The sequence below is a fragment of the Enterococcus sp. AZ048 genome (genome assembly GCF_051715125.1).
Lineage (GTDB): Bacteria > Bacillota > Bacilli > Lactobacillales > Enterococcaceae > Enterococcus_A > Enterococcus_A gilvus.
In genome coordinates, this window is sequence record NZ_JBIOTD010000001.1 from 1,213,916 (window position 1) to 1,226,909 (window position 12,994).

A 12,994-nucleotide genomic window follows, 5' to 3' on the forward strand; every position below is an offset into this window, starting at 1 on the left:
GTTAGGTGTTCCCCAAATGATTCAGTATTTGGGGAACACCTTTTTTATCTTCTTTTCATCAGTGATAGCCATTTTTTATGGGTGCCCCGTAAAATAGATGTTCGGATGTCATGGGTAGTTAGGCGATTGGGTATTAAATTTTTATCTGCTAATTCTGAAAAGAAAGTTGTATAGTCTATTTGATGTCCTTCGATGCGTCTTTTTTTACATAATTCGTGTTGGCACATATGGCTCTGCGGGAATCCTTTCGCAAGCAGAAATTCCTGCGCCACTTTCAAGCTGTTCTTAGAAGAGGCATCGATCATGTTCGTATCAATCAAAATACCTTCTGGTTTTGATTGCAGAGAGTGGAACGTTCTCGCTTCAAGATTCAGCAAATGCACATAGTTATCAGTACAGAGACTGAGCTGTCCGCGTAAAGTAGTTGGAATCTGAATAAGCGGCAGACCACCAAGATAATTTTCTGCTACATAACCGCTCAACTGGCAAAGAAATTCATCCCCTAATCCGACAATTCCATTTTCTTTCGTTATCTTTTGATCAGATAAAAATTGATATACTAGATTTGCGATAGCGGTAGTGTACAGCGGTTCGTTCAATACAAGTGTTTGCACATCAAACCCCATAATGGTCAAGTATTGAAGAACTTTTGCACCTTCCGCATCAAATGATTTTTTGTCACTTAATAAGACGATTTTTCTAGTTGACCACAACGAAGCAGCGTAACTGCCGATTGCAGCTATACCTTCTGATTTAACCATGATTTTCGGTACATTATTCATAAAATTTCCTCCTAAGTTTTTCTTCTTACTCTCGATTCGTTGCGATAAACGATTTTTTTCTTCATGTTGTCCATTCGTTCAATAAGAAACATTTGGTCCTCGTGGTGCCATTCTATTACTTTGCTAAAGAAAAAACGCTCACTGCAGATATAAAAATCTACAGTGAGCGTTAACGGTACTAAAATAAAAGCCACTATAGATTTTCATCTATGCGGCAATAAGTCAGCGTAAAATGCCTTAGCCATCATAGATACAAACGTAGGTGTCTGTATCCACGAATAGGAATACAAACTCATCTAAAATAGCTAAAGTAAAAAGTATTCAGTTGTGCAGAGATTAATTGAGTCATTCTAAACACTCCAAACTGATTTCGTCTATGTTGTTGCTTATTCTAGACACAAACTTACGAGTTGTCAAGACAAAAAAAGCAACTTCAAAATCGAAGCTGCTAATCTCTAAAAGTAAAACGTCGGAATCCGCGATATTTTTTATCCTCTTGCACAGGCGCATTATCCGTAATTAGTAGAGCAATCATTACGTAGCCGATCCAGCTATCACGTGAATACAATACATATTCTGGAATCCATTCGTTCGCATATTTATCTTTGTATTCTTTAAGTCCGCCGAATGAATAGAAGCGCGAACCGAAATTATAGACTAAATAAGCGATCCGTTCTTGCGTGAAGCTTTTACGAGAAGTACCGACATTTGCTAAAGGTGCCATGCCTAAATCAAAATACTCGATCCCCATTTCATCACGCATATATTGAAATAAATTGATAAAGAGAAAATCCATCGTTCCGCCAGGTGCTTTCTCAGGGCTGTGTCTCATTAAGTCGATGGTCCCGATAGAATCTGTATAGGTCGGCATAAAATTCGCAAAGGCTACGATTTCTTCATCGCTATTTTTTATGACCGCGATTGGGGCACGTTGCAAATAGTCTTCTGAGAAGAAGCCTAAAGAGAATCCTTTTTCTTTACGACCATTGAGCCATTCATCGGAGATTGCCCGCAACGTCTTCATTGTTTCATCCGAAAACGGGGGAGTAAGGACATCAAATTGATACCCCTCTTTAAGAACCTTATTGAAACCAGAGCGCTGTCCCTTCATCTTCTTTCCGCTCAAAGTAAAATCAGGTAAATGAACATGTGCTCGCTCACCGAACTTAATAAAATCATAGCCAAACTCGTGAAGGATCATGACCATCTCTTCGCTATTCTCATAAAAAACAGGTAAGTAATTGAACCGATCAACCTCGTTTATCAAGGCCTCTGTCGCAGCAACAAAATCCTCATTTTTTCCGGAAGGATCACCCATGACTAAAATTTTGTTATTAAAAGTCGATAATTGGAAGAAGACAGTATCCTCTTCGCCATCATTGTAATAAAAAACTTTTTTGTCTTTTAAAAAGACCAATTGACTATCTGGATTGCCTCCGTAGGTTTCTAAAATATGCTGGACACGTGCTTCATCTAAGGGTTCGCCGATTTGCGTGCGCTTATTTTTTAGGAAACGAATCAATAAAAGTATAATGAACGCTACAATCAAAATCGCCACAAATCCTACGACCCAAATTTGTTCACTAGGGAATAGGAAAAATTCCGGTAGACGATGGCGATGATGGATTTTAGGACTGTTATAGACACCGATGATGATGTACAAGAAGGTGAGTCCACCCATAATAAGGCCATCAATGGTCATCCACTCCGCAGAATAAACAAGCTGCTCCCTGAACAATTCATTCTTAGAAAAAATAACAACTAATAAAACTAGTGCAAGGAAGAAGCCGGTAGAAAAACGAAATCCTGCAAGTAGTGAATACAAGAAGGTCAATGTCACGATAATAATGGTAGGGAAGTAGGCACGTTTTACCCGTGCAGAAATTCCTCGACCAGAAACGATCAATAAGAATCCTAATAAAATTGCTGGAAAAACAACGATTACTCGAGAGTGTATCGGATTAAGCTTTTGAAGAAAGGGCAGCCTTATAAAGGCTTCAGGAATAGTTGCTGATAAAACAAGCATGATCCCTGTGAAGTAAAGCAGGAAACTTTCAAGCTTATGAGCCAGCTCTCGTAATAGACCAACAGGAATTCCTTTGTAGCGTGTATTGATCGTAGTCCCAAGGTTTTTGAAAAATAAAATAAGTCCAATGGCAAAAGGAACCAAGTAATAAAATAGTCGGAAGAGCAACAACCATGCAACGACGGTTTCTCTGGGTGTTCCTAAAGCAGACAATCCAATGATCATCATTAAGTCAAAACTACCCAATTCTCCTGGAATCATGGAAGCAATTCCGATTACCGTCGCAGCGATAAATAACGGTACCACATCACGAATACTAACCTGAATCCCCATTAGGAACCCTGTTGAAAGGAAGCTGATTAATACACCGGTCCATTCAAGGAAGGAAGTTCCGATCAACTCAAGTCGGTGAGAACTTTTTAAATCCCCCAGATATTCTCCCTTTCCGAAAATACTTAGGCAAAAAACAATCGGGAAGTATAATCCGCCGCCGATAAGCCAGATCCAATATTGACGCAAGTATTGATTATGATCATCAAACATAACCAAGAAGAAGGAGATCAGCGCATAGATCGATAAACCGGACATGGTAAAGACTAAAATTTTCGATAACGCTTGAACCACTTTTTTTCCAGAGGTCTGTTTGCCATAGAACTCTGAACGAAGACCCGCGCTAACGAATCCACCAAATCCCGCGATGTTATTTAATGTGTTGACGAGCCAACTGGTTTCAAAAATGTACAGCTTTTTCGGCTTCTGCTCCAAAATGTTATTCAAAGTAAAATCATAACCGATCATGGGTGTCACAGAGACAAGCCCGATCACAGCCATTAATAGAATATTCCATATGCTGATATTGCTGAAAATGGTTGAGAGCTGGTCAAACGAAATTGTTTTTGCGATATTTGATAATTCGAATAGGACAATAATAATAACTGAAATTAAAAAGATCATTTTAAATTTACTTAAATGTGTTTTAAACCATTCTACTAACTTTTCCACCAAATCACTCCTTTTCAATTAGAAATTGTAAGACTTCCTGATTAAATCGCCCCGGATTCCTGCGCGCAAACATATGTCCTTGCCCAGAGACGATCGCAAAACTTGCATTTGGAATCGAACGAGCAATATACATAGAATGCTGTGTTTTAATAGAATCGTGCTTCCCAACGATGACCAACGTAGGAGCTTGGATTTGATTTAAGTCTTCAGTGGTTAACCCAATATCACGGAAAAGCAAACGCAAGATCGGCAAAAAATTCCGCATGCCAGAATCGACAAAGGCACCGATCCAAACAATGGCGTATTGAATATAGCTCAATAGATGAGGAATCGCCCTTACGCCGCTGGGTACGGTGTTGCCTGCGTTCAAAATTAGATGATCAACTTTTTCCGGGTACAATCGTGCAAAGACCATCGCCAAATTTGCACCATCACTGAAACCTAAGAAATCCGCGTGGTCCAGATCCTCCTGATCCATGATCTCAGCAAGATCGTTTGCCATCAAATGAAAACTTGTTTCTTTTTGGGTATTTGTTGAGCGCCCATGGCCGCGGCTGTCTACAACATAAACATTGAAATGTTTACTGAAACTATTTAATTGCTTAGAAAAATACCTTCCGCTGCCGCCGTTGCCATGCAGTAGAAAAAGTGCGGGACCTTCGCCATATTTTTCATAATAAATTTCAGTATCATCACTCATGTGAGCAATTTTTTTCTCATTCTTCACAACATCACCTACCAGTACCAAGTATACCGATTTTTTTAATTCTTGCACATTAATTTAATTGTCAGACATAATGAAAACTTCAGAATAATTAATTAAATATAAAACTATCCATTAAGACTTTCAAAAGTTCAGCCGACTCTTGTAGTATGTAGTAGAGAAAAAAGAAGATGGTTGGGCAGATTTTATGTTGAAATTAATTGGAAAAATTTTAAAAGTAATTCTTACATTTGCGATTCTTGTTACTCTTGCAATAGCTGGACTATTTGCATTTCGAACATATACGACAACAAAGACAATCAATAGCCATCGAGAAGATGTGCAGCTTCTAGCTGATCAAACAGGTGTAGGGAACTACACGGATGTTATTTTGGGAATCATGTACACGGAATCTAAAGGAAAAGGAACCGATTTGATGCAAAGTTCTGAAAGTGCCTATGGGAGCCGAGGAAAGATTTTGAGCCAGCAAGAAAGTATCGAAAGCGGCGTGAAACACTTTGCCGAAAGCTATCAACAGGCAAAAGCGGCTGGTTGTGATTTGGATACGGCGATTCAAGCGTACAATTTCGGAACAAAATACATTCAATTCGTGAAAGAGCGTGGTGGGAAAAATAGCGTTGAACTTGCAGAAGAATACTCGCGAGATGTTCTTTCACCGGGGTATGGCAATGACCAACAACACACGTATCGTTACATGCAAATGCAGTCGATAATGTACAATGGAGGTTATTTATATCAAAATGGCGGAAACATGTTCTACGCAGAAATTGTGCAAATGAACAAACGATTCATTACATTCTTTCAAAGGTTTGAAAATAGTTAAAACAATGAGCGGAAAGCTTGTAATAATAAAGAAATATGCTAAAATGATAGACGTATAAGTTTGTCTAAAAAAATCGCGCTGATCGAAAGATGAATTAGGGCGATTTTTTACGGCTGTTATCATATTTTTGGGAATTGGGGTGAGGTTTTTTTGGCGCAAAGAATTCCCCAACATGTTATTGATGAGGTTCGTGAAAAAACAAATATTGTCGAAGTCATTGGTCAATATGTTCAGCTGAAAAAGTCTGGTAAAAATTATCTAGGCCTTTGTCCATTTCACGAAGAGAAGACTCCATCATTTTCAGTTGCAGAAGATAAGCAGATTTTTCATTGTTTTGGGTGCGGTAAAGGTGGAAATGTTTATACCTTTTTGCAAGAACTGGAAGGCATCAGTTTTCCGGAAGCTGTAAAAAAAGTTGCGGACTTAGAACAAATTCCGTTAGGTATTGAAATATCAAATGAACCGATCAGTCAAACTTCAACAGGACAGCAGCAACTGATTGCCTTGCATGAGCGGACACGCGACTTGTATCATCATTTACTAGTGAACACAAAAGTAGGAGAAACGGCGTTGAGCTATCTCCATGAACGTGGATTAAGCGATGAGTTGATCAATGAATTCAAAATCGGTTTTGCACCTAGCCAAAGAGATTTTCTCGTACAAATTGCGCAGCAGGATAAAGTGAGTGCTGATTTGATGGAACGCAGTGGGCTGTTTATTCGACGTGAAGACGGCAGTTTCAGTGATCGATTTTATCAAAGAGTCATGTTTCCATTGAATGATTTCCGCGGAAAGCCGATCGGATTTTCCGGTCGGATACTAAAAACCGAGGAGTATCCCGGGGACGATCAGCCAAAATATTTAAACTCCCCTGAAACGGAACTATTTAATAAACGTCAAGTTCTTTTTAACTTTGATAAAGCGCGAAATGAAATTCGGAAACAGGGCGAAGCAATTTTATTCGAGGGGTTCATGGATGTCTTAGCGGCTTGGCAAGCGGACATAAAAATTGGTTTGGCCTCTATGGGAACCAGCTTGACTGAACAACAAATTGCCTCCATCGAACGAATAACAGGGCAAGTAGTGATCAGTTATGACGGTGATGATCCCGGACAGGCAGCCACTGACCGAGCCTTGTCGATTTTAGATGCACACAGCAGACTAGGACTTTCAGTCGTCACTGTACCAGAAAAACTCGATCCGGATGAGTACTTGCGGAAATACGGTGTGACTGAATTGCAAAATTTATTGCAGCATGGTCGTCAAACGCCCTTCGCATTCAAGATGCATTATCGAAAAAAAGGATTAAACTTAGAGAATGAAGCGGATCGATTGAATTACTTGGATGTCGTGATGCAGGATTTAGCAAAAGTACAATCACCTGTCGAACAAGATTTATATCTAGGCCAGTTGGCAAACGACTTTCATTTAACAAGAGAGAGTTTGAAGCAGCAATTGCAGATGGTTCGGCAAACGATTCGTACAGAACGACGGCAACAACAGACAGTTCCTTCTCCAGCACCCGTTCAATCGGTTAGGAGAGTCGTAACAAAAGAAGAAAAAGCCGAAAGGATGCTGCTATACCGTAGTATGAATGAGAGTTCAGTTCGCGAGCAGCTAGTCCAAACGGATTTCCAATTCATTCATGATCATTATCAAGAATTGCTTCTTTACTTAGATAGTTATATGATGGTTCATGGAAATTTTATTTTAGCGGATTTTCTGAACTATTTGAAAGAGAACGAGATGAAGCAGTTAGCCATCGACATCTCTATGATATCCATGTCAGAAGATAGTAACGAACGGGAAATTTATGATCTGATGCGTGTGATTTCTCAATCTGGCATTGCTGAAGAAATAAAACAACGACAAAAAGAGCAGCTTGAGGCCAGGAAAAGCGGAAATCAACAGCGGGAACTAGAACTAACCATTCAAATTATCGAATTGACAAAACGCTTGAAACAAGCCTAGAAGTGAAAGGGGCATTTATTTTATGGCAGATGTAAAAAATAACAAAGAGTACCAAAAAGCTTTAACAGCCTTCATTAAGGAGAAAAAACCACTAGGACAGGTAGTTTATGACGAACTAACTAACCGTATGGCGACTCCTTACGAGTTAGGTGCAGAAGCGATGGATGAATTGATTCAAAAAATCGAAGATGCTGGAATCAGCGTTGTAGATGAAAATGGTGAACCTTCTAAGGCGAGTTTGAAACGAAACGAAAAAACAGTAAAAGAAGCTCAAAAAGAAGATTTATCAGCCCCAACAGGTGTTAAAATTAACGATCCAGTTCGTATGTATTTGAAAGAAATTGGTCGTGTATCGTTATTGACGGCTGAAGAAGAAGTAGAACTTGCTTTGTTGATCGAACAAGGAGATCAAGAAGCAAAACAACGTCTAGCGGAAGCTAACTTACGTTTAGTTGTAAGTATTGCCAAACGTTATGTTGGTCGTGGCATGCAATTTCTTGATTTGATTCAAGAAGGAAATATGGGTCTGATGAAGGCTGTTGAAAAATTTGACTACCGTAAAGGATTCAAATTCTCAACTTATGCTACTTGGTGGATTCGCCAGGCGATCACTCGCGCGATTGCCGACCAAGCTCGGACGATTCGTATCCCGGTTCACATGGTTGAAACTATCAATAAATTGATCCGTGTTCAACGTCAATTGTTGCAGGATTTAGGACGCGAACCAACACCAGAGGAAATCGGTGCCGAAATGGACTTGCCGACTGAAAAAGTTCGCGAAATACTAAAGATTGCTCAAGAGCCTGTTTCTCTAGAAACGCCGATTGGTGAAGAAGATGACTCGCATTTAGGAGACTTTATCGAAGACCAAGAAGCAACAAGCCCTGCTGAGCATGCGGCATCAGAAATGTTAAAAGAACAATTAGAAGATGTATTAGATACATTGACTGATCGTGAAGAAAACGTATTGCGTTTGCGTTTTGGCTTAGATGATGGCAGAACTCGAACTTTGGAAGAAGTTGGACGCGTATTTGGAGTTACACGTGAGCGTATTCGACAAATCGAAGCAAAAGCATTACGTAAGTTACGCCATCCATCACGTTCAAAACAGTTGAAAGACTTTTTAGAATAGTCATTACTAAACTCTGCGAGAACCTTTCTCGCAGAGTTTTTCTGTTTTATAAGACAATCTACGCCGTAATGCCAGACGCTAGGATAAAACTATTTTTCATAAGGAAAAACTCGATTATCTTAATGAATTATTTGTGAATAACGAATCATGGAAGCTTCAAAAACCTGATTGAATTTATTATTTTTGATTAATTCACTCGAAAATCGCTTGGAACATCCCTAAACATATGATAGATTAAAGCATATGATTGAAAAGGAGCCGATTTCATTGCAAAAATGCCCTAACTGTGGTCATGAACAAGTCGATGGATGCACGACTTGTCCGAAGTGTGGCTTTTCATTACAGTTAAACGATCAATTAAATACTGAAAATATTACTGATAAAAATGATACGATAGAGTGGTCAGAACTAGCGGATATGCCCATTGAATCTGTGCAGAAAATGTTTAAGGATAACGAGGAAAAAATGAAAGAAGAACATTCTAAAGAAACTGAAGAAACACCTGAATTGAATCCGATTTTGGCACAGTACATTCGTGAGCACAAAGATAGCCTGGAAGAACAAGACGAATCTAACAACGAGATGACAGAAGATACTGTAGTCGACAATGAAGAAAATACGGATGAGACTCAGCTTTCTAATGAAGAAACAGAAGAAACACCTTCTGAGTCAAGCCTATCACCAGATACCGTTTCAGAATATGTAGAGTCGGAAGAAGACGATGAGGAAGTCGAAGCGATGCCCTTAACTGAGGATGCCTCAATTGAGGAATCTTCGGAAGCTATCGAAGAAGAACGCACGATTGAGACTGAGACCGATTCAGATAAACATTCTACGATTCCAGTTGAGTCAACTGAAGCTGGTAATGGAGGTAATATTCCCCCAGAGGCACCCCGTTCTAATGATGATCCTCAAAAAAAAGGCAGAAAAAAGCGGTACATCACTTTAGCAGCGATTGTCGTGCTAGGTGTTGGTGGCGGGTATTATTATCAGCATGAAAAAAAGGTAGAAGCACAACAAATCGCTACCGTTAAAAAAGAAAATAAGGCGCTTGATTCAATTGAAGCGAGCATTGCAGGATATTACACCAATGAGAAGCAGACATTTATTGCGGCTGATAAATTGGACCTCAATACTAGTAAAATAGATGAAGAGTTGGCTGGGTACAAAGACAATAAGCGCTATGATAAGTTGAAAAAAGAATACAATGAGCTAGTAGAAAAGCAGAAAGCTGAAAAATCTGTGAATCAATTATTTACAGAAGCAGCAATTAATGGAGATAAGGTCACTGACAAGCCATTATTGAAATCTGCCGAACCTGTCACTCTCACTGTTGATACTGGAGATCAAGAATTTGATCAATTAATGAACCAAGCAATCAATAATGCAAAAGATCAATACACGAAAATTGAAGCGGCAAAAAAAGCAGCCGATGGTTTACTTAAAGATGGAAACGTTATTGATTCAGTAAATCGTGATCAATACAATTCGGCGAATGACGCTGTTAAAGTCGTGGCTAATCAGTCACTAGTTCAGACGCAAAAGGATGAACTGGCAAAAGTAGATCAGATGCTAAAAGAAAAAGAGAAAAAAGCAGCGGAAGAGAAAGCGGCAGCAGAAAAGGCCGCTCAAGAAAAGGCAGAACAAGAAAAAGCTGCCCAAGAAGCTCAAAATAGCAATTTTTCATCCGCGTCCAATCAAGCCGGAGATACAAGCAGTGATGCTTATGCTTGGGCACCTGGAGTGAAAGAAAAGGTAATCCAAACCTGTATTTCACGTGGCTATATAGTTGATGGCGGTTATAGCTTGGAACCTGTAAAGGTTGAGAACGGAGAAGGGTATTACAATTTATATGCCACTTCTAACCGAGCGTCACTGACGAAGGGCTATTCCAATTCTGATTTGCCGATGTATTTAGTAACCATCAACTGCAAGACAGGATGGTTCAAAGGGAACGGACCAAACTAAATCAAAATATGGAGACTGGGGAGAACGTTCTTCCCGGTTTTATTGTTTGATGTAAGAGTTAAAAAAATAGTATAAACTATTAAGAGCAATGCTTTTGCTTTTATGAATATGCGTTAGGAGAAAAAATATGAATGAATTATTAGGACAAGTATTTACAGGATTGATTATTGATGAAAATGAAACCATGTATCTGGTTCAAAAGAACGGCGTGACGTTTCATTTTGAGAAAAAACAAGAGGAAGTATATCAAATTGGCGAATCTGTTGAAGGTTTCGGCTATGTGAATCAGAAAAAAGAAGCGATTTTTACAACGGCTATCCCACAAGTTCGTATCGGACATTATGCATTTGGAGAAGTCACAGATGTTCGTCGGGATTTAGGTGTTTTCGTAAACATTGGTCTTGCGGATAAAGATATGGTGGTTTCCTTAGACGAGATGCCTAGCATGAAAGAACTTTGGCCTAAAAAAGGGGACCGTTTGATGATCAGCATGCGTGTTGATGAAAAGGATCGCATGTGGGGTGTGTTAGCAGACGAGACGATCTTTCATTCTTTGAGTCGTGCCGGAAATGCAGAAATGCAAAACGAAAATAAGAAAGGGACGATTTATCGGTTGAAAGTCGCGGGTTCTTTTCTGCTGACTGAAGATTTTTACATCGGATTTATTCACCCTTCAGAACGCTATCAGGAACCACGTTTAGGAGAAGTTGTGGAAGCACGAGTGATTGGCGTACGTCCAGATGGTATTCTAAATATGTCATTAAAGCCTCGCGGGTATGAAATGATCAGCGATGATGCTGCGATGATTTTGACAATGCTGCAAAGAAATGCAGAACATTTGTTACCGTATTGGGATAAATCAGATCCTGATGAAATTAAAGCTGCCTTTGGAATCAGCAAAGGTCAATTCAAACGCGCGATCGGTCATTTGCTAAAGGAAAAATTAATTGAACAAAAGGATGGCCAAATTCGTTTAAAAAGCTAATTGAGAATGTCCTTGCATAAATATAGGTGATAAACTATAATAATTCTAAGAAAAGCAGTAAAGAAGCACTTGCTTGTTTATAGTTATTATAAAGTAGAAGAGGAGGGTTCTCTTGAACGCGATTTTAGCTCTGCAAAAAACTAAAAAGCAACTTCACGATTCTGGATTTAAGTTGACACCACAGCGTGAAGCGACCGTTCTCGTTTTATTAGAAAATGAAAAAGACCATTTGTCAGCGGAAGAGATTTATTTCTTAGTTAAAAAGAAAAGTCCTGAAATCGGCTTGGCAACAGTCTATCGCACCTTAGAAATTTTGACGGAATTGCACATTGTTAATAAAATTAGTTTTGATGATGGACTCGCTAGATATGATCTTCGTAAAGAAGGGGCAGAACATTTTCATCATCATTTACTTTGTTTAGAATGCGGGAATATTGAAGAAATTGAAGAGGATCTTTTAGGAGATGTAGAAAGAGTCGTAGAATCTCGTTATCATTTTCTAGTAAAAGATCATCGCCTGACATTTCATGGAATTTGTCAAAGCTGTCAAGATAAAAAAGAAGCGTAGAATACCTAGATGAAAATGAATTAAGTTATAATTAAATTATGTAGTCCCTTGCAACGATACGTGCTATCATTTCAAGGGACTTTTTGTTATGATAAAGCGAAAGTGGTGAGAACATGGATGAACAAATAACAGAGTATTTGCATTACTTAGCGATTGAGCGTGGACTTTCAGAGAATACTCGTAGTAGTTATCAAAGAGATCTACAACAATATTTGTCATTTTTAGACGCGCAGGGTGTATCCACGTGGGAAGCTGTGGATCGTTATACTGTTGTGGCTTTTTTGGCGAGCTTATCAGATGCTGGAAAAGCGTCTACTACAATTACACGAATGATTTCTAGTCTTCGGCGTTTTCATCAATTTTTGCGGCAAGAACGTTATACTGATCATGACCCTATGCAGCATATAGATAGCCCTAAAAAGGCTCAAAAGTTGCCGCAAACACTCTCTTTAGCAGAAGTCGAACGGTTGATAGCCACTCCAGATACAACTACGAATTTAGGTATTCGTGATCGTGCGATTTTAGAAGTCCTATATGCCACAGGCTTGCGTGTCAGTGAATTAATTGGCTTAAAGCTGGGAGATATCCATCTGGAAATGGGCTTGTTACAAACGGTTGGAAAAGGAGATAAGGAGCGTATAGTTCCTTTGGGAGACTACGCGATACATTGGCTAGAGAGATATTTGTCTGAAGTTCGTCCCATTCTGACAAAAAAAAATCCAAATGAGACGTTTCTTTTTGTGAACAATCACGGACGCGGGCTGAGTCGTCAAGGAATATGGAAAAACTTGAAGCAATATGTCATTAAAGCTGAGATCACAAAAGATGTCACTCCGCATACATTGCGCCACAGTTTTGCGACCCATTTACTTGAAAATGGCGCTGATCTGCGAACGGTTCAAGAGTTGCTAGGACACGCAGACATATCTACAACACAAATTTATACCCATATCACTAAGCGAAGAATGACCGAAGTTTATAAAGAGTTTTTTCCACGCGCTTAATTAGGAGGA

10 protein-coding genes are annotated in these 12,994 nt (G+C 39.2%); 7 read left to right on the plus strand and 3 right to left on the minus strand.

Annotation, left to right across the window (positions count from 1 at the left end; all coding sequences use genetic code 11):
• Positions 1-44: 44 nt before the first annotated feature.
• From IGI66_RS05980 to IGI66_RS05990, 3 genes are all read right to left on the minus strand, one after another.
• Positions 45-782, minus strand: coding sequence for a hypothetical protein (locus tag IGI66_RS05980; RefSeq protein ID WP_438848041.1), 738 nt, complete (start codon positions 780-782; stop codon positions 45-47).
• Between the two features lie 448 nt (positions 783-1,230).
• Positions 1,231-3,810 (minus strand): bifunctional lysylphosphatidylglycerol flippase/synthetase MprF, encoded by a 2,580-nt coding sequence (mprF, locus tag IGI66_RS05985; RefSeq protein WP_086304341.1) that lies wholly within the window; start codon positions 3,808-3,810, stop codon positions 1,231-1,233.
• A gap of 4 nt (positions 3,811-3,814) precedes the next feature.
• On the minus strand, positions 3,815-4,537 hold the full coding sequence (locus tag IGI66_RS05990) for an alpha/beta fold hydrolase (protein ID WP_367377840.1): 723 nt from the start codon (positions 4,535-4,537) through the stop codon (positions 3,815-3,817).
• Between the two features lie 184 nt (positions 4,538-4,721).
• Between IGI66_RS05990 and IGI66_RS05995 the strand changes: the two genes are divergently transcribed.
• The 7 genes from IGI66_RS05995 (at position 4,722) to xerD (ending at position 12,985) form a co-directional block, all read left to right on the plus strand.
• Positions 4,722-5,357, plus strand: coding sequence for a lysozyme family protein (locus IGI66_RS05995; protein WP_438848043.1), 636 nt, complete (start codon positions 4,722-4,724; stop codon positions 5,355-5,357).
• 150 nt (positions 5,358-5,507) lie between these two features.
• Positions 5,508-7,328, plus strand: a complete 1,821-nt coding sequence (gene dnaG / locus IGI66_RS06000) for a DNA primase (RefSeq protein ID WP_086304339.1) — start codon at positions 5,508-5,510, stop codon at positions 7,326-7,328.
• Between the two features lie 22 nt (positions 7,329-7,350).
• On the plus strand, positions 7,351-8,460 hold the full coding sequence (gene rpoD, locus IGI66_RS06005) for an RNA polymerase sigma factor RpoD (RefSeq protein WP_010780977.1): 1,110 nt from the start codon (positions 7,351-7,353) through the stop codon (positions 8,458-8,460).
• A gap of 267 nt (positions 8,461-8,727) precedes the next feature.
• Entirely contained in the window at positions 8,728-10,428 is a 1,701-nt protein-coding gene (locus tag IGI66_RS06010) for a cell division site-positioning protein MapZ family protein (protein WP_438848045.1), read from the plus strand.
• Between the two features lie 127 nt (positions 10,429-10,555).
• A complete protein-coding gene (locus IGI66_RS06015) occupies positions 10,556-11,413 on the plus strand; it encodes a CvfB family protein (RefSeq protein WP_438848047.1) in 858 nt (285 codons plus the stop codon).
• Positions 11,414-11,525: 112 nt separating this feature from the next.
• Positions 11,526-11,981, plus strand: a complete 456-nt coding sequence (gene fur, locus IGI66_RS06020; protein WP_010780974.1) for a ferric iron uptake transcriptional regulator — start codon at positions 11,526-11,528, stop codon at positions 11,979-11,981.
• Between the two features lie 113 nt (positions 11,982-12,094).
• Positions 12,095-12,985: a site-specific tyrosine recombinase XerD gene (gene xerD / locus IGI66_RS06025; protein WP_010780973.1), complete on the plus strand. Its 891-nt coding sequence runs from the start codon at positions 12,095-12,097 to the stop codon at positions 12,983-12,985.
• Positions 12,986-12,994: the final 9 nt, after the last annotated feature.

What these genes read in the sequence shown, in the direction of transcription:
- IGI66_RS05980 (WP_438848041.1), bottom strand. Translation starts at nt 782, where the DNA reads ATGAATAATGTACCGAAAATCATGGTTAAATCAGAAGGTATAGCTGCA.
- IGI66_RS05995 (WP_438848043.1), top strand. Translation starts at nt 4,722, where the DNA reads ATGTTGAAATTAATTGGAAAAATTTTAAAAGTAATTCTTACATTTGCG.
- rpoD (WP_010780977.1), top strand. Translation starts at nt 7,351, where the DNA reads ATGGCAGATGTAAAAAATAACAAAGAGTACCAAAAAGCTTTAACAGCC.
- IGI66_RS06015 (WP_438848047.1), top strand. Translation starts at nt 10,556, where the DNA reads ATGAATGAATTATTAGGACAAGTATTTACAGGATTGATTATTGATGAA.
- xerD (WP_010780973.1), top strand. Translation starts at nt 12,095, where the DNA reads ATGGATGAACAAATAACAGAGTATTTGCATTACTTAGCGATTGAGCGT.